Here is a 21,750-nt window from a genome sequence, read left to right as displayed (position 1 = left end):
TCACCCCGCGCGGGCGTCCGTCTCGAGCCGCCTAGGCGCGTCGGCCGGCGGCGCGCTCAGCCCACTGCGGCGGACGAGCGGGCGGATCGTCAGCCCCTGCACGAGGATCGAGAAGAGGACGACGGCGTAGGTCACGGTCACCAGCACCTCGCGCTCGGCACCGGCCGGAATCGCCAGGGCGAGGGCGACGGAGATGCCGCCGCGCAGACCGGCCCAGGTGAGCACGCGAACGGTATACGGCCCGAATTCGCGCCCGAGACTCAGCAGCCGGACGAACAGGCCGACGCTGGCGAAGCGCGCCAGCAGGACGACGAGAACCGCGGCCGCGCCGGCGACGAGGAGCTCGCGCTGCAGCGGCACGACCAGCACCTCGAGACCAATGAGGACGAAGAGAATGGCATTGAGCATCTCGTCGACGAGCTCCCAGAAGGTGTCGAGGCGCTCCACCGTGCGATCCGACATGGCCAGGCGGCGTCCGTGGTTCCCGACCAGGAGGCCGGCGACGACCACGGCGATCGGACCCGAGAGGTGGAGAGCGCCCGCCACGGCATAGGTCATCATCGCCAACGAGAGCGTGCCGAGGATCTCGACCTGATAGTTGTCGACGCTGCGCAGGAGCACGTACGCCACGCCGCCGGCCACGATGCCGAGGAGCCCGCCGCCCACCGCCTCGCGGCCGAGGAGGAGGACCGCATCGGCGGCGCTCGTCTCGTGTCCGCCGGCGGCCAGCTCGAGAACGACGAGGAAGATGACGACGCCGATGCCGTCGTTGAAGAGGGACTCGCCCGCGATCTTGGTCTCGAGGCTCCGCGGGACGCCGGCCGACTTCAGGATGCCGAGCACCGCGATCGGGTCGGTTGGCGAGATCAAAGCCCCGAACAGCAGGCAGTGGACGAAGCCGACCTCGACGCCGAGCAGGCGAAACACCACCCACATGAGACCGCCGACGATCAGCGTCGAGACCACGACGCCGAGCGTCGCCAGCACCGCGATCGGCCCTTTCTCTCGCGCCAGGTCGTCGAGGTCGACGTGCAGAGCCCCGGCGAACAACAGGAAGGCGAGCATGCCGCCGAGCACCATGCGGTTGAAATCGAGGGTCGCCAGGATCTCGGCGGCGCGTTCGTCGAGCCGAAACCCGAGCTCGTGCAGCGCCATCAGCAGCAGCGACCCCACCAGCGCGATCAGCATCGTGCCGATCGCCATCGGCAGCCTGACGAAGCGGTAGTTCACGTAGCTGAAGAAGGCCGCCAGCGTGACCAGGAGGGCCGCCATGTCGAACGGGTTCACCGACCGCCCCCGATGCGCATGCGCCCATAGGTCGCGAATTCGCGGCGAACATCAAGGCGGCTGCCCCGTCGGGCGGGCGGCTGCTATGGAGGGCCCATGCTCTCACGCCTCCTGGTGGCCATAGACCTCTCGCGCGGGTCGGTGCGCGTCGTCCGACGCGCCGCCCGTCTGCCGGTTGCCGCCGACGCTCGGCTCGATCTGCTGCACGTGGTCTCCAATCGCCTGCCGGCGGCCGTCCGCGCCAGCGCCGCGCAGGACGCGCGCCGCGCGCTCGCCGCCATCGCCCGCCGCGAGCTGGCTGGACGGCGCGTTCGCCTGCTGGTCGTGAGCGGCGCCGCCGCCGCGACGATCGCCTCCCAGGCCCGAGCCGCGCGGGCCGAGTTGGTGGTCGTCGGACGCGTCGGCGCGCGCCCGCTGCGCGACACCTTCGTCGGCTCGAATGCCGAGCGCGTGCTGCGCCGCAGCCGGGTGCCGGTGCTGGTCGTGCGCCGCGAGGCGCGTGGCGACTACCGGCGGCCGCTGCTGGCGATCGACTTCGACCAGGCGGCCCCGGCGGCGCTCGACGTCCTGCCGCGCCTGCTCGAGCGGCCGCCTCTGGCGCCCCTCCTGGTGCACGTCGACGATCCGCCGCTGGCGGGGATTCTCTACCCCAGCCTGGCATCGGCAGCCGGACGGCCGGAGCTCCGCGCCGCCCGCCAGCGCCTGGAACGCCACCTCGCGCACCTCGTCGCCGCCAGTCCGGCGGCGGCCGCGCTCCCCTGGCGGACACTGATCCGCGTCGGCTCGCCGCGCCTCACCGTGCCGCCGCTGGTGACGGCACGGCGCATCGACCTGCTCGCGCTCGGCACACGCGCCCGCGCGGGCATCGCGCAGCTCTTCCTCGGCACCGTCGCCGGCGACCTGCTGCGCGCCGTCCCGTGCGACGTGCTGCTCGTCCCACCGCGCGCCAGCAGTCGCCGCGCGCGCGCCCGCGCCTGACTGCGGCCGCCGAGCCGTCGTCGACGCCCGCCACGGGGCCCAGAAGCGACGATGCCCCGGCAGGCACGGTCACGCCGGGGCATCGCAACGGTCAGCGGCGAGTCGCCGCGCTCACGGCGCCGTAGCGTTGAACTGATCCGCCTGGTTCTTCTTCGGGCTGGCGAACGACCCCTCCCAGCAGATGCCGGTGTGGTTGTTGCGAAGCTGCACGATCAGCGGCAGGTCGGCCGCGGCGACGGGCAGGTCGCTGTTGAAGTCCGGCAGGCCCGCGCCCTTGCCCTTCACCAGCGCCTTGCTCTTTCCGGCATTGCCGCCCTTGACGATGATCTTGGTGATTCCGGCGTTGCTGCCGGCGGCGTCGCTGTATTTGTAGCCCTTGTCGCCGACCGGCGACCACCGGCCGCCGCCCGGCGGGACCTGTGCGCTCTCGAGCAGTGCCGGCGTGGCACCGGCGTAGATGCACAACGCATAGCCGGCCGTGGCGGTGGGATCGGCGAGCTCCGTCTGCGTCGTCGCCGCCCCCTTGCTCCATTTCCAGATCAGCTTGTCCCTGCTGTCGTCGGCCTTGTTCTTGATCAGGACCTTGTTCTTCGCCGCCGTACGACAGACCACCGGAGCCGCCGGGCAATCGCCGACGAAGCAGCGATCGGTCGCTTCGTCGCAGCTCTGCCCCATGGCGCAGGGACTGTCGCCGCCGCCGCAGACGCCGTCGGTGCAGGACTGTGTGCCGTTGCAGTAGTTGTCGTCGTCGCAGTTGGTGCCGTCGCTCACGAAGGCATCGGGCGGGCAGGCGTCGTGCACGCCATCGCAGCTCTCGGCGACGTCGCACACCCCGGCCGCGGCGCGGCACGGCGCCGAGCTCTTGCCGTCCGCCGGGCAGGTCGTCGCGGTCCCATCGCAGGTCTCGGCCGGATCGCAGACGCCCGCCGACGCGCGGCAGGTGGTACCCTCCGGCTGCACCGCATCCGCCGGGCAGGTGACGTTGGTCCCATCACAACTCTCGGGGACGTCGCATCCCTCCCCCGCGCCGCTGGCGCGGCACACGGTGCCGCTGGGGGCGCGCTCATCCGCCGGGCAGTCCGTCCCGACACCGTCGCAGGACTCACTCGGGTCGCAGGCGCCCGCCGACGCGCGACATTCGGTGCCGGTGGGCAGCACCTGATCGGCGGGACAACTATCGTTCAACCCGTCGCACACCTCGGCCGCGTCGCAGGTGCCCGCCGCGGCGCGACAGGTCTCGCCGGCGGCGCGCAACTGACAACTGGCGGTGCAGCAGGAATCGCCGCTGCCGTTCAGGCCGCTGCCGAGATCGCACGCTTCGCCCGCGCCGACGATACCGTCGCCGCAGACGACGGGATTCAGCACCGTGGTCACCGCGCTCGCCTCGGCGGCGTTGTTGGCGGCGTCGACGATATCGGCCGTGTTGAAGAGCAATACGCCGTCGGCGAGCGGGGTCGCCACCGTGGTGTTGATCGTGATGGTACAGGGCGGACTGCCACTGGCGAGGGTGGGGATCACCCACTGCCCGTCGGTGTCGGCGGATTCGGTGATCCCGGGACAGCTCGAAGAGTAGCTCCCGGCGACGTAGGTGACGTTGCCGTCGAAGGACTCGTTGACGATGATGTTGTTCGAGGTGCCGGTGCCGACGTTGCTGATCGTCAGCACGTAGGTCAGCGTGCCGCCCGGCGCCACCGGGTCGGGCGAGTCGGTCTTGCTCAACGTGAGAGCGATGGTTCCCGACACCGTGGTGGTGGCCGGGTTGCCGGCGGTGGGCGTGTTCTGGTCGCTGGCAATCGAGTAGCTCGCGTTGGTGATCACGGTGCCGTTGGGCAGGGCCGCGCCGGCCTTCACCACCAGGGTGACGACGCCACTCCCGCCGGGGGGCAGGGAGCCCACGTTCCACGCGACCAGACCGGTTCCCCCGATCGCCGGAGCGATGCTGGGTGGCGGGCTGGCGGAGACGAAGGTGGTGTTCGCCGGCACCGTGTCGCTCACCACCACCGCGGTCGCAGTCGACTCACCGGTGTTGCTGTAGGCGATCGTGTAGCTGATGTCCTGACCCGGCGGCACCGGATCGGGACCGTCGGTCTTGTTCAGATTGAGACTCGGCGCCCCAGGCAAGCGGTAGAAGACCGTCACCGGGATGCAATCGAGGTTGACGGGACTGCCGCCGTTCGCCTTCGGGGCGAGCGCCCGCACGCGAAAGACACCGTCGGCGAAATCCGCCGCGGTCCAGGTGCGCCCCCAGAGGATCGTCGACCCGCCGACGACGTAATCGCGCAGCGGCGAGTTGCGGCGGAAGTTGCGTGTCGCCAGCGGCGCGGTGAACGTCGCGCCGCCATCCGAGGACAGGCTGATGCGCAGCTTGCGATTGTTCAAGCTGCCATCGTTGGCGCGCACGCGCACCTGGATGCCGGTGATGATCGCCGTCGGCGGCAGGCTGAGGCCGTAGGTCGAGAACGACTCGGCGTCGTTGTTGGAGCTCGCCGACGCGACGACGTCGTTGCAGGTGAAGGCGTTCGACGCGTTCGAGAAGTTCCCGGTTGCGGCCACGGGCGACAACTCCCCCGTGCTGTCGGCGCGGGCGACGGAGGCCAGTGCTCCTGCGCCCACGAGCAGGCACAGGACCGCAAGCGACGGCAGGTGCCGCGCCGAGGCCAGATGACGGACGAGCGCGACGGTGAAGGATCTCCGCGAGTACGGCGCGTGCATGACAACCCCCTTCCGCGTAGGCGGATGCTGTGTGTCATGATCTATCGCCGTGACAGACTCGAAGGACCATTCGCGACTTTCCCCAACGGCACTACGGGAAATCCCTACACCGGCGTTGATGGAGATCATCTGACCGTGGCGCATCCGTCATGCCGGCGACGACCGGGCCCGGGGCTCATGATCGATGAGTGGGGAATGGACGCCACGGCGAGATGGGTGATGAGGCACGCGACGCGTCGCGGCCGATCACTGCGCTCTCGCCGCTGCGGGTCGAAACGAGGTCGGGCAGCGCTGCCGCGAGCGCGCGCCGCCGAGCACGCGGCGCGCGGCTCAGCCCGCCCGTCTCGTCTCGCGTCGTGAGCGCGCGCCGACCGGCCGGGTGGGCCGGCGGACGATCGACCGCGCCCGCCCCCCGGCATGCGGCACGGCGCGCTGCTCGAGCTCGTCGATCGCCGTCTCCAGATAGCGGTGCAGCACCTCGGGGTCGGGAATCGCCGCCGGATCGGTGTCGATGCCGACGCCGTACGTGTCGCCGTACGACAACAGGGCGACCGACAACGGCGTGCCCAACGCCACCGGCGCGAATGGGAAGATGGCCTCGACCCTGGCGCCGGCCAGGTAACGCGGCTCCGACGGGCCGGGCATGTTGGTGCAGATCAGGTTGATGCGGCCGGTGACCGTCTTCGACAACAGGCGGTAGCCGGCGCTCGGCATGAACGCGAGCACGCTGGCCACCAGCGGGTAGGTGGCGCCGCGGCGGTCGCCCTTCGCCGTCGCGGTCTGCTGGCGGATGCGCGCCAGGCGCCGCAGCGGGTCCGATTCGCCGACCGGCAGGATGGCGGTGAACGCGCCGACCCGATTGCCGAGCGCGTCGCGCTCGCGGTCCGGCCGCAGATTCATCGGCACCATGCAATGGAGCCGCTCGACGCGCATGCCGCGCCGCTGGTGGTAGCGACCGACCGCGCCGGAGAGCGCGGTCAGCACCACGTCATTGAGCGACACCCCGAGGCGTTCCTTGATGCGCTGCAAGCGCGGCAGCGAGAGCGCCAGCGCGTCGAGGCGGCGGCCGACGCCGGTGGACGCGAGACCGAGGGGATCGACCGCCGGCGGCGCCGTCAGATCGGCGAGCAGACCGCGCAGGCCGCGTCCGGTGCGCCAGACCTGAGCGAGCGCCTCGCCGGGCCGTAACAGCGCCTGCGTCGAGACCACGCCGGCGGCGAGCAGCCCACTCGCCACGGTGCCGACAGCGTCGCCGAGCAGACGCGCGGCGCGCGCCCCAGTCGGCTGGGAGAACGGTGCCGGCGGGTGGTGGCGCGGCACACGCACCGGCTCGTTGCGGTGCCCCTGGGTGAACGCGTCGAACACCGCCAGCGAGCCGACGCCGTCCATCACCGCATGGTGGGTCTTGAAGAAGCAGGCGGCGCGTCCGCCTGCCAGCCCCTCGATCAGGTAGGCCTCCCAGAGCGGCCGCATCGGGTCGAGCGGCGTCGCGAACACCGCGCCGCAGAAGTCGAGCAGGTGCCGATCGGTCGCCGGCTCCGGCAGGATCACCTCGCGGGCGTGATACTGGAGCTCGAACTGCGGATCGTCCTCCCATTCCGGCAGCCCGAGTCGCAGCGGCGCCTCCACCACCCGCTGCCGCAACCGCGGCAGGCGCGCCACCCAGCGCTCCACCGATGCCCGCAGCCGCTCCGGATCCGGCCGCCGATCGAGCATCAGCAGCCCGGCCACCAGCGGCCGCAGCTCCGGCGTCGCCTCTTCGACGTACCAGAAGAGCGCATCCATCGGCTGCATGCGCCGGCTGAGATTGATCGGGTAGCGAAATGAGCCGGTGGCCGCCATTGGCGCACCCTCCCTCCCGCTCCCCTGTGCATATCGCGCGCCACCCGCCCGCATGACCCGCGGTGGCCCCGCGCGCCGCCGTCGATCGCGCGGCTGCGAATCCACCGCCGGACAGTGACGCCCTCCCGCCACAGGCGCGGGGTTTGCCGAGGCCTGATCCCGGCGGGTTTCGGGGTTGGACTCTGGCGTTTGCCGCATGGTTACGTGGCGGGGATGCGCCGTGTCCCGTTTGCGTTGGTCATCGGCCTGATCTGCGTCCCAGTGCTCGCGGGCGCCGACGTCGAGCGCGACTGTCGCGGCGCGATCGACGCGCAGGCACGCTTCGCCGTCGCCCATGCCCTGCGCCGGCTCGATGCCTGTCACCGCCAGCGCGCCGGCGCCATGGCGAGGTGCAACGACTCGCAGCACGCGGCGCTCGCCGCCGACCTCGCCCGCCTCGACGCTCGCTGCGGCGATGCGGGCGCGGCGCGCGCCGGCTATCCCGGCGGCGACCCGGCGGCCGCTCTGGCGGCGCTGCTCGACAGCGAGATCGTCGCCAGCGGCGCGGCGCTGCAGGGGAACCTGCTCTTCGCGGCAACCCCAGCGGCGCTCGCGTGCCACGCCGCCATTGGCCGGCAGCGGTCGCAGATCGTGCGCTCGCTGCTCACTCGCGCCATCGCCTGCCAGGCGGCGCGCGACGCCGATCAGCAGGCGCCCGACTCGCTCGCTGCGGCCTGCCTCCCGAACGGCGGCGCGATGGCGCGGCGCGCCAAGCAGGCCCTCGACCGCGCCTGCGCCGGCGTCGACGGCACCGCCATCGGTAGCTGCGCGCCCCTGCCCGACTGCGCCGTCGGCGCGTCCATCGCCTCCGCTCGCGCCCTGGCGGCAGCGCTGTACGGCGCGACGCGGGGCACGGCCGCGGTCTTCGACCTCGACATCGATCTCGCCGATCCGGCGCGCTTCTACGACCTGCCATACCCCACCGACCTGCGTCTGCGCGCCGACGGCACGCCCGATCTCGCCGCCTTCCCGCTGGTCGCCAACCCCTTCGTCGGCGCCGTCGCCTCGATCGCCGACCGCCGCCCGGCCTTCCCGGCAGTGCCGGTGTTGACGCTGCACTTCGACGCGCCGATCGCGCCGCGCGCCATCGCCGACATCGTTCCCGCCGACGCCGGAGCGCCGCTGCTGCTGATCGACGTCGATCCCGCCTCGCCCGACCGCGGTCGGCTCTTCCCGCTCATCGCCACGACGCCGCCGGCCGATCCCTACCTACCCGGCAACGCGCTCTCCGTCGCGACCATCCCTGGGCTGGTTCTGCCGCCCTCCCGCCGCTACGCGTTCGTGGTCCGCCGCGGCGCCGGCGATGCCACCGGCGCGCCGCTCGGCGTGCCGCTCTCCATGCTGCAACTGCGCGCCGGCGGAACACCCCCCGGCGCGCACGGCGCTGCGGCGCGAGCGCTGTACGCGCCGCTGTGGGAGACGCTCGATCGGATCGGCATCGCCCGCGACGAGGTCGCCGCCGCCACGGTGTTCAGCGTCGGCGACGTGGTCGCCGCCTTCGCCGCCCAGGTGACGGCGCTGGCGGCGCGCGATCCGGTCGTCATCGAGAACGTCATCCTCGACGCGGTGCACCCGCGCTTCTGCGAATTGCGCGGCACCGTGCGCATGCCGCAGTACCAGCGCGGCACGCCGCCCTTCGCCACGCTCGGCGACTTCGTCGTCGGCGCCGACGGCCTACCGATCGTGCAGCGCATCGAGGACGTGCCGGTGGTGCTCACGCTGCCTCGCCAGGTGATGCCCGCCGGCGGCTATCCGCTGACGCTGTACTTCCACGGCTCGGGTGGCGTGGCGGCGCAGGTGGTCGATCGTGGGCCGGCGCTCTCCCCGGGCGGCGAACCGGTGCGCGGCGAGGGACCGGCGCACGTGCTCGCCGCGCACGGCATCGCCACTGCGGCAAGCGCCCTGCCGCTCAACCCCGAGCGACTGCCCGGCGCCAGCTCGCGCGCCTATCTCAACCTCCTCAACCTCGCCGCCTACCCGTACACCTTCCGTCAGGGGACCATCGAGCAGCGCCTGCTGCTCGATGCGCTCGGCCGGCTGCGGATCGATGCGCAGACGCTGGTCGGCTGCGACGGTGTCGGCGGCGATCCCGCCGTCCGCCTGCGCAGCGACGCGATCGTCGTCCTGGGCCAGTCGATGGGCGGCCAGTACGCCAACTATTTCGGCGCGCTCGAGCCGCGCGTGCGCGCCGTGATCCCCACCGGCTCGGGCGGGCTGTGGAGCCTGGTCGTTCTCGAGGCCAGCGTCGGCGACGTCGACACCCGACCGTTGGTCGGCCCGGTGCTGCTCGGCACGCCGGCGCCGCTCACCCACCTGCACCCCGGCATGGCGCTGCTGGAAACCGCGTGGGAGTGGGCCGAGCCGGCGGTCTACGCGCCGCGCATCGGCAGCCGTCCATTGCCCGGTCACCCCGCGCGCGCCATCTACCAGCCGGTCGGGGTCGACGACCCCGAGTTCCCCGATCCGATCTATGCCGCGATGGCCGTCGCCTCCGGCACCCAGGAAGCCGGCGCGCCGCTCGAGCCGCTGCTGCCCGCCGCGCTCGCCGCGGTCGGCCGCGGCACGGTGGCCAACTACCCGGTGCGCGACAACGTCGTTGCCGCCGACGGCACGCCCTTCACCGGCGTGGTGGCGCAGTACGCTGGCGATGGCATCCTCATCTCCCACCACATCGCCTTCCAGCTCGACGCGGTGAAATTCCAGTACGGCTGCTTCGCCGCGAGCGCCCTCGCCGGCGCGCCGTTCGTGCCCGCCCCGGCCCCGCTCGGCGGTCCCTGCCAGTGAGGCCCCTCCGCGTGGGTGCGCTCCTTGCGCCCGCCCGCTCACCCAAGCCCCGAATGGACGCACACGTGGCGCTGCCAGGGGAAAGCTCGGTTCTCTCGAAGGTCAGGATGGACCCCATTGACCTGCTCAATGCGCGCAACGGTGGGAGTGCCGCTGCTTGCGGTCGGCTTGAGGCACGCAATGTCGCTGATCTCAATGCCGCCCGCACCGCCATTGCCAAGGCGGATGGTCGGGCTCGAGAAGGCGAACGTTGCAGTCGTTGCCCCCGAGCCATCCGTCGTTGGCCGCGTTGTACCCCATCATGGATGGCGGGCGGCGAATCGCCCCCGCCCGGCCTCCCATGGCGATCCCGCGCGGAGAGCGCTCATTGTCCCGGCAGCCATCCTCCCGCCGGCCGCCGCCCGGCCGCGGCCGGCGGATCTGCGTGCGCCGCCATCCCGAGCCCGGCGTCCTGCAGCAGGTGGTGCGTGCATCTGGAGACCTTCCTCGCCGCGGTGCGCCAGCGGGGCGACGGCGCCGGGCTGCCGGCCTTCGTCGAGCGCGAGCTGCGCGCCTTCCTCGGCTGCGGCGTCATGGCCAGCGGCTTCGCCCGCTTCCGCTGTGGCGGCTGCGGCCAGGAGATCCTGGTCGCCTTCTCGTGCAAGGGCCGGGGGTTCTGCCCCTCGTGTTGCGGCCGGCGCATGGCGAGCCTCGCCGCGCATCTGGTGGACGGCGTGCTCGGCGACCTGCCGGTGCGCCAGTGGGTGCTGACCCTGCCGCACCGGCTGCGCTACGCGCTGGCCTACGACCCGCCGCTGTGCCGCGCCGTGCTGGCGGTGTTCGTGCGCGCCGTGCTCGCTTTCGAGCGCCGCCGGGCGCGGGCCCGCGGGGTGGAGGGCCGCGCCGGCGCCATCACCGCCATCCAGCGCTGCGGCTCGGCGCTCAACACCAACGTTCACTTCCACACCCTGGTGGCCGAGGGCGTGTTCGCCACCGCGCCCGACGGCGCGGTGCGCTTCGAGCCGGCGGCGCGGCCGCCCACCGATCTGGAGGTGGGCCGCCTGCTGGCGGCGGTGCGGCGGCGGATCCGGCGCCTGGCGCGGCGCCGCGGCCTGGGGCTCGATGACGATCACGCGGACGCCGGCGCCGCCGACCGCCTGGCGCTGGCGGAACCGGCGCTGGCGGCGCTCACCGCCGCCGCGGTGGTCGGGCGGGTGGCCACCGGCCCGCGCGCCGGTCACCGGGTGCTGCGTGGCTGGGCGCCGGCGCCGCCGCGCCCGCGGTGAGCAGTGCCGGACCGCGGCACGCGCACCGCGAGGGGTTCGACCTGCACGCCGACACCGCGGTGCGCGCCGGCGATCGGCGCCGCCTCGAGCGGCTGTGCCGCTACGTGCTGCGGCCGCCGGTGGCGCAGGAGGCGCTGGAGCTGACCGCGGCGGGGCAGGTCGTGCTGCGGCTGCGGCGGCCGTGGCGCGACGGCACGCAGGCCATCCGCTTCGCGCCCACCGAACTGCTCGAGAGGCTGGCGGCGCTGGTGCCGCGGCCGCGCGCCCATCTCCTCCTCTACCACGGCGCGTTCGCCGCCCGCGGCTGCTGGCGGGTCGCCCGGGCCACGGCCACGCCAGTCCCCCCCGCCGCGCTCGCGCCGGCACCGGCGCCGCCGACCGAGCCGGGCCTGCCGCCGGCGCCGCCGCGCTCGCCCGCCTCCCCCGCTGATCCCGCCCCGCCCGCCGCGCCGCGCCCGCCCCCGGCGGGGGCGGGGTATGTCCGTCCGCGCCACGTCGCCTGGGCCGAGCTCCTGCGCCGCAGCTTCGGCCTCGACGTCCTGGCCTGCGCGGCCTGCGGCGGGCGCCTGCGCCTGGTGGCGACCATCGCCGACCCGCGCGTGATCGCCCGCATCCTGGCGCACCTCGGATTGCCCCTGCAGCCGCCACCGCCGCTGCCCCCAGCTCACCCGAGCTGCCTGTCCGCGGACCCGAGCTGACTCCGCCACCCCTGGCGCGCTCCCGGCGTCGCGTCGTCGCCCCCGTGCGCCCAGACGCGCCCGCCGCTGTGGCTCTGTGGCTCTGATGGACCAACTTCTTCCTTGCCAGTGGCGCGGGCCGTGCGTGATGCCGCCCCCTCGGGGCGCGCCGTCGCCCCCGTGCGCCCAGACGCGCCCGCCGCTGTGGCTCTGTGGCTCTGATGGACCAACTTCTTCCTTGCCAGTGGCGCGGGCCGTGCGTGATGCCGCCCCCTCGGGGCTACCGGTCGCCAACGTCCGATACTGGCGGTGATGTGAAATCGCCAGCTCATACGGACTACGCGCATGTAGGTGTCGTCGACGGCGTCGATGTGTGAGTCGTTGACGGGAGCGCGGTTCCAGTTGCAGTCGGCGTTGCTGTCGGGCGGGTCGGAGTAGGATTGGCCGTCAAGTCAATGTGTACGAACACATCCTGGTCTGTGACGGTTACGGGTACATCTTCCCAACAGCCGAATGGGTTGCATTGCTGGAGGACGCTCAGCACGTAAGAACCCGGCGGGATGTTGGTGAAATGGAATCGGAGGTCGGACCCGATCATCGAGGTCAGGCCGAGGGGATCCAGGCGAACGGTGGCGAAATTCTGCCCGCACGGTTCGCCAGGGAACTCGTTGACACATCCGTCGATCTTGAAGCCGGCGCCTGATGTAGGTGTCGTCGACGGCGTGACAGGGATCGTAGCGGTCGCGGCCGTTCCTGTTGGCTGTGCTGTTGGCGTGATCGCCGAGGCACATCCATTCAAGGCAGCATCAACGGCGCGCACCAACTCCGAGATCGTCACGGACCCGTCGCCATCGTCATCCAGCGCGGGGCAGTCACTGGCGGCCCGAAGGTCGAGACTGATCTGGACGCCTACGAGCAGCTCATCGATCGTGACACCGCTGTCCGCGTTGCAGTCGCCGGCACACTGAGCCCAGGCACGGCTGCCAAGGGAAAGCCCACTAACGACCGCCGCCAAGAGCAGCGATCGTGTGAGGACGAGCCTCAGAGTTGGCAAGAAGACCAACCCCTTCGCGGACATTCGTTTCCCCTCCGCAGTTCCTTTACCGCTGCGCAGTCGCTTCCGGCAAGGCCAAAATTGCGAAGCGCCCAATCCAGTCTGCTGCAACGCGCCGCGATAGGGTCCCTAACGAGTCACCCAACGGTCACCCAGCTACGAACTATTCTCTCTTCTCGCGATGATGTGCTACGGGGCTCAACGGAGGTGGGGAGATGAGCGGACGCCGGGGTCGCAGGCTGGCGGCGCTGGTGCCGCCGCGGTGCGCTTCGAGCCGGCGGCGCGGCCGCCCACCGATCTGGAGGTGGGCCGCCTGCTGGCGGCGGTGCGGCGGCGGATCCGGCGCCTGGCGCGGCGCCGCGGCCTGGGGCTCGATGACGATCACGCGGACGCCGGCGCCGCCGACCGCCTGGCGCTGGCGGAACCGGCGCTGGCGGCGCTCACCGCCGCCGCGGTGGTCGGGCGGGTGGCCACCGGCCCGCGCGCCGGTCACCGGGTGCTGCGGCTGGGCGCCGGCGCCGCCGCGCCCGCGGTGAGCAGTGCCGGACCGCGGCACGCGCACCGCGAGGGGTTCGACCTGCACGCCGACGCCGCGGTGCGCGCCGGCGATCGGCGCCGCCTCGAGCGGCTGTGCCGCTACGTGCTGCGGCCGCCGGTGGCGCAGGAGGCGCTGGAGCTGACCGCGGCGGGGCAGGTCGTGCTGCGGCTGCGGCGGCCGTGGCGCGACGGCACGCAGGCCATCCGCTTCGCGCCCACCGAACTGCTCGAGAGGCTGGCGGCGCTGGAAAGGGGCGGCCGCGCGGCCCATCTCCCTCTCCTACCATTTGTTTGCCGCCCGCGGCTGCTGGCGGGTCGCCCGGCCACGGCCACGCCAGTCCCCCCTGCCGCGTGCGCTTGCGCCGGCACCGGCGCTGCCGACCGGCCTGCCGGCCGCCGCCGCGCTCGCCTGCCTCCCCTGCTGATCCTGCCCTGCCCGCCGCGCCGCGTTCGCCCCCGGCGGGGCGGTACGTCCGTCCGCGCCACGTCGCCTGGGCCGGTTCCCAGCCGCAGCTTCGGCCTCGACGTTCGGCCTGCGCGGCCTGCGGTGGGCGCCTGCGCCTGGTGGCGACCATCGTCGACCTGCGCGTGATCGCCCGTATCCTGGCGCACCCGGATTGCCCTGCAGCCGCCAGTACCGCTGCTGCCTCAGCTCACCCGAGCTGCCTGTCCGCGGACCCGAGCTGACTCCGCCACCCCTGGCGCGCTCCCGGCGTCGCGTCGTCGCCCCCGTGCGCCCAGACGCGCCCGCCGCTGTGGCTCTGTGGCTCTGATGGACCAACTTCTTCCTTGCCAGTGGCGCGGGCCGTGCGTGATGCCGCCCCCTCGGGGCGCGCCGTCGCCCCCGTGCGCCCAGACGCGCCCGCCGCTGTGGCTCTGTGGCTCTGATGGACCAACTTCTTCCTTGCCAGTGGCGCGGGCCGTGCGTGATGCCGCCCCCTCGGGGCTACCGGTCGCCAACGTCCGATACTGGCGGTGATGTGAAATCGCCAGCTCATACGGACTACGCGCGAACGTTTCACACCTGAAAGTCGGTCCGTATAAAATATCCCGTTTTTTGTTTCGCGAATGGTCACCGCAAAATCGGCTCCGATACTGGCGGTGATGTGAAATCGCCAGCTCATACGGACTACGCGCTTGCCGCCGCCGCCAGCCGACCAGACGACCGATGCGCCGCCCCTCCGCACCCAGCGACCCGGACGCGGTCTTCCGCCGAGCAGGGGGGCGGGTCCGCCGGGCGCAGATCTGCGAGCGCCAGGGCAAGTGGGTTGCGCTCGCACCGGGACACCGACGCACCTCACAGCTCATGGTTGCCCCTGCGGCGCATCTGGTGTGCGTTCCGAACGCCGCCGGCACGGCCGCCGAGGCGATGGCGCTAGCGCACCGCAGCCTCTACCAGAACAAACATCTGGCTCCACATCGTTTCGACGACGCCGACGTCGTGCAGGTCAGCGCCCGTTGCCGACTTCTTCTCTGCGGGCACGGCGACCTGGAAGTCGCGCCGACTGTCGCTACTTCCAATCGGTGCGGACCTGCCCTCGACGCGCCGTATCAGGCGGCTCTGAACCGCTTCGCGCCGATGCCGTTCGCGCAGCAGGCCAAGATCTCGCACTCAGAACCGCAACCCGTTCCCCGGTGCGGCTGATCGCCAGCTGACTGGCTGGAGCGCGCCGGACCTCGCAGCCGCCCGTGCTCCATTTCCACGCGACGTACACGCAAAGCGATCGCACTGGCGGGCCGCTGGTCCGCTCGACGCCCGCGACGCTGAGGGCCAGCAATGCCGGCGTCGGCCTATTGTGCAATAATCGCGAGGCGACACATCGCTGGCACGAGCCGGCCGAGTTCTTCGCCATCGACGATACGCAGCCGCTCGTCGGGACCGGGGTGGAGGACTACTTCTGCCTCGCGTGGGGATTCCGCCGCCGGCTGAGTCGGGAGCGCTTCGGCGTCACCTGCATGCGTCCGCACGGCGGCTCGCCGACGCTGGAAGGCGGCGGCTTCAATCCCGCCGGCGAGTACGCGATGTACCGGTTCCACGCCGACGATCCCGTGCCCTTCGAGCGCAGCCTTCGCCGCCGCAGCTTCGGCCTCGACGTCCTGGCCTGCGCGGCCTGCGGCGGGCGCCTGCGCCTGGTGGCGACCATCGCCGACCCGCGCGTGATCGCCCGCATCCTGGCGCACCTCGGATTGCCCCTGCAGCCGCCACCGCCGCTGCCCCCAGCTCACCCGAGCTGCCTGTCCGCGGACCCGAGCTGACTCCGCCACCCCTGGCGCGCTCCCGGCGTCGCGTCGTCGCCCCCGTGCGCCCAGACGCGCCCGCCGCTGTGGCTCTGTGGCTCTGATGGACCAACTTCTTCCTTGCCAGTGGCGCGGGCCGTGCGTGATGCCGCCCCCTCGGGGCGCGCCGTCGCCCCCGTGCGCCCAGACGCGCCCGCCGCTGTGGCTCTGTGGCTCTGATGGACCAACTTCTTCCTTGCCAGTGGCGCGGGCCGTGCGTGATGCCGCCCCCTCGGGGCTACCGGTCGCCAACGTCCGATACTGGCGGTGATGTGAAATCGCCAGCTCATACGGACTACGCGCCGGCGCCGCGTGCGTGCGCGTAGAGGTAGCCGAAGTTCTTGCGCGCATAGTGGTGCGTCCGCGCGTCGGCGGCGAAGGCGCCAAAGAGCTCGCGCTGGCGCTCCAGCGACAGGAATTCGACCGGCCAGTCGCACCAGCTGGGCGGCGTCCTGACGTCGCCGACCACCACCACGCCCCAGTCGTCGCCGAGCCGCGTGATCAACTCGCCGATGCCGTCGCTCGGTTGGTTGATCGTGGTGAGCACCAGCCAGTGGGCGCGCTCCGTCTCCGCCATTGCCGCCTTCCTAGCCCGCTCGCCGGCGCGGCACGAGCGCGCGCACGCATTGAGGTTCGCGACCGCCTGCTCCATATTTGCCGCCGCCGCCAGCCGACCAGACGACCGATGCGCCGCCCCTCCGCACCCAGCGACCCGGACGCGGTCTTCCGCCGAGCAGGGGGGCGGGTCCGCCGGGCGCAGATCTGCGAGCGCCAGGGCAAGTGGGTTGCGCTCGCACCGGGACAATCACGCGACCTCACGCTCAGCGGCGCCGGCGTCCTGCGGCGCATCTGGTGCGTGTTCAACGCCGCCGGCACGGCCGCCGAGGCGATGGCGGCGCTGTGCGCGCACCGCAGCCTCTACCAGAACATCTGGCTCCACATCGCCTTCGACGACGCCGACGTCGTGCAGGTCAGCGCGCCCGTTGCCGACTTCTTTCTCTGCGGGCACGGCGACCTGGAAGACGTCGACTGTCGCTACTTCCAATCGGTGCGGATTCCGCCCCTCGACGCGCCGCCGTATCAGGCGGCTCTGAACTGCTTCGCGCCGATGCCGTTCGCGCAGCAGGCCAAGATCTCGTTCGTGAACCGCAACCCGTTCCCGGTGCGGCTGATCGCCAGCTTCGACTGGCTGGAGCGCGCCGACCTCGAGCCGCCCGTGCTCCATTTCCACGCGACGTACACGCACAAGCGATCGCACCGCGGGCCGCTGGTCCTGCTCGACGCCCGCGACGTCGAGGGCCAGTACGTCGGCGTCGGCCTCTACGTGCACAATCGCGAGGCGACACATCGCTGGCACGAGCCGGCCGAGTTCTTCGCCATCGACGATACGCAGCCGCTCGTCGGGACCGGGGTGGAGGACTACTTCTGCCTCGCGTGGGGATTCCGCCGCCGGCTGAGTCGGGAGCGCTTCGGCGTCACCTGCATGCGTCCGCACGGCGGCTCGCCGACGCTGGAAGGCGGCGGCTTCAATCCCGCCGGCGAGTACGCGATGTACCGGTTCCACGCCGACGATCCCGTGCCCTTCGAGCGCAGCCTTCGCCTGTCCCTCGGCGCCGCCGGCGCGGCGCGCGCGGCGCGCGCGGCCGAGGTCCCGCCGCTCGAGTTCCGCTCGGTCGCGTACTGGTACGGCCGGCGCCTGCCGTAGTGAAGGTCGGTGCTCGGAGCGCGCGCGTCCGCCCGTGAGGTCATGCCGTCGCCCCGCTCGACGCTGCCACGAGCGTGCATGAGCCCGGGTCGTCAGGTTGCTCGCTGTCGCTGCGTCGCAGTCGTCAGCTCAGAACCGGTTGGGTGGTTGGAAGTTGGTGTGCACCTGGCCAGACCAGCTAGCGCCAGAACGGGCGAACCGCGAGAGGCAAATGGACCAACCACGATCTTAGAGCGGGACATGATAGGGGCGAGCCTGCCGGAGATACTGGCCGGGCGCGCCGCCGCGGTCAGGCTTCGGGGGCGCTGCGCTGCTCCGCTTCCCACCACTCGATCGTGCGCCGCAGACCCTCGACGAGCGAGGTGCGGGCGCGGAAGCCGAAGTGCTCGTCGGCGCGCGAGACATCGAGGCAACGCCGCGGCTGGCCGTCGGGCCGCTCGCGGTCCCAGACGATCTCGGCCTCGACGCCGACCAGCGCCATGATCTGTCGCGTCAGGTCGCCGATCGAGATCTCGGCGCCGCAGCCGATGTTGACCGGCTCGGCCTGGTCGTAGCGCTCGGCGGCGCGGACGATCGCCTCGGCCGCGTCCGCGACGTAGAGGAATTCCCGCGTTGCCGTGCCGCTGCCCCACACGCGAATCACCGGCCGCTCGCCGCGCGCGGCCGCGCGTCGGGCGTCCCACGCCTTGCGGATCAGCGCCGGGATCACGTGCGACGACGCCGGGTCGAAGTTGTCGCGCGGCCCGTACAGGTTCACCGGCAGCAGAAAGATGGCGTTGAAGCCGTACTGGGCGCGATAGGCCTGCGCCTGCACGAGCAGCATCTTCTTCGCCAGGCCGTACGGCGCATTGGTCTCCTCGGGATAGCCATCCCACAGCGCCGCCTCGCGGAACGGCACCGGCGTCAGCTTCGGATAGCTGCACACCGTGCCGACGGCGACGAACTTGCCGACCCCGGCGCGCCAGGCTTCGTCGAGCAGCTGCGTGCCCATCACCAGGTTGTCGTGGAAGAACTCCGCCGGTCGGGCGCGGTTGACGCCGATGCCGCCGACGCGGGCGGCGAGGTGGATGACGAGATCGACGGGGCGTGGCGCGCCGCAATCGGCCAGCAGGCGGTGCGTCGCCGCGCGATCACGCAGGTCGTAGTCGCGGCTGCGCGGAACGACGATCTCCGCCGCGCCGCGCGCCCGCAGCGCGTCGACGACGTGCGAACCGAGAAAGCCCGCGCCGCCGCTCACCAGCACCCGCTTGTCACGCCACCAGCTCACGGGCGCGACGCTACCCGGAATGTCCCCGCTTTCAAAAGCCGCGTGCGTGCGCGCACCTGTCAGCTGTCAGCTGGACTCCTCGGTCCTTTGTCGTTCGTCCCTTTGTCCTTCGTCCGCCTCGTGGGCGCAGCGCGACATTCGCGATCGCCGCTGAGTCGTCCGTGGGGCGCGCTCCGCACGCGCCGTATCGGCGCGCGAGATGAGGCATCCTCTCATCTTCGCCATGCGGAAGCGCACGCGCTGGCGTCCTGCATCGAGTAACACGCGCTGGTCCGAATCTGATAGACAGCCGCGCAAGGAGGGACCATGGCGAACGAGCTGATGCTCAGAATGATCGTGAATGGTCTGCGCAACGTGGCGGTGGACAACGAGACGTTGTTCGAACACCTCAACCTGCGCGCCTTGTACTACGGCCGGCGGCGGCTGTTCCGGCCGACGCCGTATCGGCCGCCGGTCCCTCCGTATCCCAGCGAGGAGCGGTCGCAGGCGCGGGCGGCGGAGCTGATGAGCCGGGTGGCCGACAAGCTCGCGCTCTTCGTGCTGCACCTGGGCGGGACGCCGGCGACCCCCGTCCCGCTCGACCGCGAGGTCGACGAGGCCGATCTGCTCCGCCTGGTCATCGACTGGGGCACGGTGCAATCGGCGGCCTACAAATCGCTGCCGGGGCTACCGGTCGCCAACGTCCGATACTGGCGGTGATGTGAAATCGCCAGCTCATACGGACTACGCGCGCCGCGACACGTGGTGATCGACACCCATGCGCTCGCCTGGCAACCGAGTGCGATGGCGGGCGTCACCCAGAAGGCGCTCTACCAGCAGGCGGGGTTCCACGACACGATGCGCCTCGAGCGTTGGGACCCGCAAACGGACCCGGGTCCGATCAGCTACGACCGAGGCGCCGAGTTGTTCGTCCTCGAGGGCGGGTTCGCCGATGAAGCTGGTACCTACTCCGCCGGGTGCTGGATGCGTCTGCCGGTCGGCTCCCAGCATCATCCGCGATCAGCCGATGGATGCACGCTCTATATCAAGACGGCTGGCCTTCCCTATCTACGGTCGGCCGCCACATAACCAAGCGCTGCCGCCGATGCAGGTGGTGCCACCGAACCGAGAACAGGCGCTGGCGAGGAGCGACCCGCGCGGCTACCACTCGCGTTGAGCCGCGCGAGGTCGAACGCCGGGCGGCGAGGATCGGATCGGTGAAACACACGCGCATCGTTGCCACCCACTACGGCGGGCCGGGCGCGCTGGAGGTGCGCGAGGAGGAGTGCCCCGAACCCAGGGACGGCGAGGTGCGGGTTCGGGTGCTCGCCGCGGGGGTCTCCCTGCCCGACCTGATGATGCGCGAGGGGATTCATCCCGAGACGCCCGCGGTGCCCTTCACTCCGGGGTGGGACCTGGTGGGCGTGGTGGAGCGGCTCGGCGCCGGTGTCGCCGGGATCGAGCCCGGCGCGATGGTGGCCGCGCTGCCGATCCACGGCGCGTACGCGGAGCTCGTCTGCCTGCCGCTGCGTGAGCTGGTGCCGGTGCCGTCCGGGTTGGATCCGGCCGAGGCGGTGAGCCTCATCCTGAACTACGTGACGGCGTACCAGATGCTGCACCACTCCGCGCAGGTGCGCGCGGGCCAGCGGGCGTTGATTCACGGCGCCGCCGGCGGGGTCGGCTCGGCGCTGCTGCAGCTCGGGCGCCTCGCCGAGCTGGAGATGTACGGGACCTGTTCGGCGCGCGGGGCGTCGGCGGTGGTCGACCTCGGCGGCATCCCGATCGACTACCAGCAGCAGGACTTCGTGAAAGAGATCCGCGAGCGCACGGGCGACGGGGTCGACGTCGTCTTCGACGGCATCGGCAGCACCCACATCTGGCGCTCCCGCGGGGCGCTGCGTCCCGGTGGGAGGGTGGTGGCCTATGGCCTCACCTCCTGGCTCCGCGAGGGGCGGTTGGCGTCCGGCCGCCCGGGGCGCCGTCAGCGCTTTCGCGGCATCGCCATCTTCGCGTTGTACATTGCCGGCGGCTGGCTGCTCCCGGGACGGAAGCGGGTGGTCCCCTACAGCATCCAGTGGCTCAAGCGGGTGCGACCGGCGCTGTTCCGACAGGATCTGACGGCGCTGTTCGACCTCCTGCGACAGCAGCGGATCAAGCCGCTCGTCGCGCGGCGATTCCCGCTGGCCGAGGCACGAGCCGCGCACGAGCTGCTCGGCAAGGGAGGCATCACCGGCAAGATCGTGCTCGTGTGCGACGGATCTGCGCGGGACACAGACAAATGAGACTGTGCGCACGGGTGGTGTTCTTCGTCGTCCTTGCCCTTCCGTCGTCGTTGTCGGCATCCGCGCGCTGTTCCGGGGATTGCGACGGAGACGGCCTGGTCCGGATCGACGAGTTGGTTCGACTGGTCAAGGCGGTCCTGGCGGTACCCTGTCCGTTCGAGCCCGAGCTCTGTGCGCCGCCCGATCCCTGCCTGGGCCTCGATGCAGATGGCGACGGGCAGGTGTCTACCAACGAGCTGGTGTCCGCGATCACCAGGGTGGTCGAGGCGGTTGCGAACGGCCTCCACGGTTGCCAGTGACGCCCCCAGCGCGGAGGAGCTGCTCTTGGCGACGAGCTGAGGACGCTCGCGGCGCACTCCCGGCCACCGCGGATTACGCGGATGTCAGAAGGATTGCGCGGATCGTGACGCGGCGCGCGCGCGTCATCGCGATGCTGGCAAGCCTCGCCCTCGCGATCGGGCTGGGCGCCGTCGCCGCGGCGGAGGCGGCGCGCCCCGACTACGTCTGCGCCGGGCGCCCTGACGTCGTCGGCCCGTGCTTCGAGCTGCGCGGCCGGCTGTCGTTCTGGAACGGGGCGCCGAGCGCGCGCATCTGGCCGGTCGGCAGCAAGCGGTTGCTGGGCGTGCACGACGACCTGCTGCCGCCCGCGTTCGTAGCCGAGATGGCGCGCTTCGACCCGCACGATCGCTTCGACACCGAGGCGTGGGCCCACTTCACCCTCTGCCCGATCACCCGCCGGCGAGCGGGGCACATCCAGTTCGTCTGCATCGAGGCCTGGCGCGGCGCCTCGTTCCGGCACCGGCGCGAGCCATGAGGCCGGATTGCCCCCGCAGCCGCCACCGCCGCTGCCCCCAGCTCACCCGAGCTGGCTGTCCGCGGACCCGAGCTGACTCCGCCACCCCTGGCGCGCTCCCGGCGTCGCGTCGTCGCCCCCGTGCGCCCAGACGCGCCCGCCGCTGTGGCTCTGTGGCTCTGATGGACCAACTTCTTCCTTGCCAGTGGCGCGGGCCGTGCGTTATGCCGCCCCCTCGGGGCTACCGGTCGCCAACGTCTGATACTGGCGGT

Annotated in this window: 18 protein-coding genes; 13 read left to right on the top strand and 5 right to left on the bottom strand. The window is 72.0% G+C overall.

The window, feature by feature from the left end; translation table 11 throughout:
* A complete protein-coding gene (locus KF840_08650) occupies positions 1-1,287 on the bottom strand; it encodes a sodium:proton antiporter (protein MBX3024963.1) in 1,287 nt (428 codons plus the stop codon).
* Between the two features lie 96 nt (positions 1,288-1,383).
* Here KF840_08650 and KF840_08645 point away from each other — a divergent pair, with 96 nt between their 5' ends.
* Positions 1,384-2,265, top strand: a complete 882-nt coding sequence (locus KF840_08645) for a universal stress protein (protein ID MBX3024962.1) — start codon at positions 1,384-1,386, stop codon at positions 2,263-2,265.
* Between the two features lie 111 nt (positions 2,266-2,376).
* On the opposite strand, the gene KF840_08640 is transcribed toward KF840_08645, so the two are convergent.
* On the bottom strand, positions 2,377-4,818 hold the full coding sequence (locus KF840_08640) for a DUF11 domain-containing protein (protein MBX3024961.1): 2,442 nt from the start codon (positions 4,816-4,818) through the stop codon (positions 2,377-2,379).
* Between the two features lie 489 nt (positions 4,819-5,307).
* A complete protein-coding gene (locus tag KF840_08635) occupies positions 5,308-6,819 on the bottom strand; it encodes a wax ester/triacylglycerol synthase family O-acyltransferase (GenBank protein ID MBX3024960.1) in 1,512 nt (503 codons plus the stop codon).
* A 213-nt stretch (positions 6,820-7,032) separates the two neighbouring features.
* On the opposite strand from KF840_08635, the gene KF840_08630 reads away from it, so the two are divergent.
* The 6 genes from KF840_08630 to KF840_08605 all read left to right on the top strand — a co-directional run bounded on the left by KF840_08630 (position 7,033) and on the right by KF840_08605 (position 15,431).
* The gene (locus tag KF840_08630) at positions 7,033-9,642 is read left to right on the top strand and encodes a hypothetical protein (protein ID MBX3024959.1); all 2,610 of its coding nucleotides are present in this window, start codon (positions 7,033-7,035) and stop codon (positions 9,640-9,642) included.
* Between the two features lie 467 nt (positions 9,643-10,109).
* Positions 10,110-10,907 (top strand): transposase zinc-binding domain-containing protein, encoded by a 798-nt coding sequence (locus KF840_08625; protein MBX3024958.1) that lies wholly within the window; start codon positions 10,110-10,112, stop codon positions 10,905-10,907.
* Complete coding sequence (locus tag KF840_08620; protein ID MBX3024957.1) at positions 10,904-11,605, top strand: transposase; 702 nt, start codon at positions 10,904-10,906, stop codon at positions 11,603-11,605. Before KF840_08625 ends, KF840_08620 begins: the two co-directional genes overlap by 4 nt.
* A gap of 1,295 nt (positions 11,606-12,900) precedes the next feature.
* Positions 12,901-13,767 (top strand): transposase, encoded by an 867-nt coding sequence (locus tag KF840_08615; protein MBX3024956.1) that lies wholly within the window; start codon positions 12,901-12,903, stop codon positions 13,765-13,767.
* 714 nt (positions 13,768-14,481) lie between these two features.
* Positions 14,482-14,820 carry a hypothetical protein gene (locus KF840_08610; GenBank protein ID MBX3024955.1) on the top strand — a complete coding sequence of 113 codons (339 nt, stop codon included), beginning with the start codon at positions 14,482-14,484 and terminating at the stop codon, positions 14,818-14,820.
* Between the two features lie 44 nt (positions 14,821-14,864).
* Entirely contained in the window at positions 14,865-15,431 is a 567-nt protein-coding gene (locus KF840_08605; GenBank protein MBX3024954.1) for a DUF2961 domain-containing protein, read from the top strand.
* 316 nt (positions 15,432-15,747) lie between these two features.
* Here KF840_08605 and KF840_08600 read toward each other — a convergent pair whose 3' ends face one another.
* Positions 15,748-16,029: a hypothetical protein gene (locus tag KF840_08600; protein ID MBX3024953.1), complete on the bottom strand. Its 282-nt coding sequence runs from the start codon at positions 16,027-16,029 to the stop codon at positions 15,748-15,750.
* A 108-nt stretch (positions 16,030-16,137) separates the two neighbouring features.
* Between KF840_08600 and KF840_08595 the strand changes: the two genes are divergently transcribed.
* Entirely contained in the window at positions 16,138-17,157 is a 1,020-nt protein-coding gene (locus KF840_08595; GenBank protein ID MBX3024952.1) for a DUF2961 domain-containing protein, read from the top strand.
* A gap of 289 nt (positions 17,158-17,446) precedes the next feature.
* Here the strand turns inward: KF840_08595 and KF840_08590 are convergent, their stop codons facing one another.
* Positions 17,447-18,424, bottom strand: coding sequence for a GDP-L-fucose synthase (locus tag KF840_08590; GenBank protein MBX3024951.1), 978 nt, complete (start codon positions 18,422-18,424; stop codon positions 17,447-17,449).
* A 306-nt stretch (positions 18,425-18,730) separates the two neighbouring features.
* Between KF840_08590 and KF840_08585 the strand changes: the two genes are divergently transcribed.
* The 5 genes from KF840_08585 to KF840_08565 all read left to right on the top strand — a co-directional run bounded on the left by KF840_08585 (position 18,731) and on the right by KF840_08565 (position 21,499).
* Complete coding sequence (locus KF840_08585; protein MBX3024950.1) at positions 18,731-19,123, top strand: hypothetical protein; 393 nt, start codon at positions 18,731-18,733, stop codon at positions 19,121-19,123.
* Positions 19,124-19,165: 42 nt separating this feature from the next.
* Positions 19,166-19,492, top strand: a complete 327-nt coding sequence (locus tag KF840_08580; GenBank protein ID MBX3024949.1) for a cupin domain-containing protein — start codon at positions 19,166-19,168, stop codon at positions 19,490-19,492.
* A gap of 128 nt (positions 19,493-19,620) precedes the next feature.
* Positions 19,621-20,685, top strand: coding sequence for a zinc-binding dehydrogenase (locus KF840_08575; GenBank protein ID MBX3024948.1), 1,065 nt, complete (start codon positions 19,621-19,623; stop codon positions 20,683-20,685).
* 17 nt (positions 20,686-20,702) lie between these two features.
* Positions 20,703-20,984: a hypothetical protein gene (locus tag KF840_08570; protein MBX3024947.1), complete on the top strand. Its 282-nt coding sequence runs from the start codon at positions 20,703-20,705 to the stop codon at positions 20,982-20,984.
* A gap of 104 nt (positions 20,985-21,088) precedes the next feature.
* Positions 21,089-21,499, top strand: coding sequence for a hypothetical protein (locus KF840_08565; protein ID MBX3024946.1), 411 nt, complete (start codon positions 21,089-21,091; stop codon positions 21,497-21,499).
* Positions 21,500-21,750: the final 251 nt, after the last annotated feature.

It is taken from the genome of bacterium (assembly GCA_019637795.1).
GTDB lineage: Bacteria > Desulfobacterota > Binatia > HRBIN30 > CADEER01 > JAHBUY01.
This window is presented reverse-complemented; position numbering and strand designations above follow the sequence as displayed.

What these genes read in the sequence shown, in the direction of transcription:
- KF840_08610 (MBX3024955.1), top strand. Translation starts at nt 14,482, where the DNA reads ATGGTTGCCCCTGCGGCGCATCTGGTGTGCGTTCCGAACGCCGCCGGC.
- KF840_08645 (MBX3024962.1), top strand. Translation starts at nt 1,384, where the DNA reads ATGCTCTCACGCCTCCTGGTGGCCATAGACCTCTCGCGCGGGTCGGTG.
- KF840_08630 (MBX3024959.1), top strand. Translation starts at nt 7,033, where the DNA reads ATGCGCCGTGTCCCGTTTGCGTTGGTCATCGGCCTGATCTGCGTCCCA.
- KF840_08600 (MBX3024953.1), bottom strand. Translation starts at nt 16,029, where the DNA reads ATGGCGGAGACGGAGCGCGCCCACTGGCTGGTGCTCACCACGATCAAC.
- KF840_08585 (MBX3024950.1), top strand. Translation starts at nt 18,731, where the DNA reads ATGGCGAACGAGCTGATGCTCAGAATGATCGTGAATGGTCTGCGCAAC.
- KF840_08635 (MBX3024960.1), bottom strand. Translation starts at nt 6,819, where the DNA reads ATGGCGGCCACCGGCTCATTTCGCTACCCGATCAATCTCAGCCGGCGC.
- KF840_08595 (MBX3024952.1), top strand. Translation starts at nt 16,138, where the DNA reads ATGCGCCGCCCCTCCGCACCCAGCGACCCGGACGCGGTCTTCCGCCGA.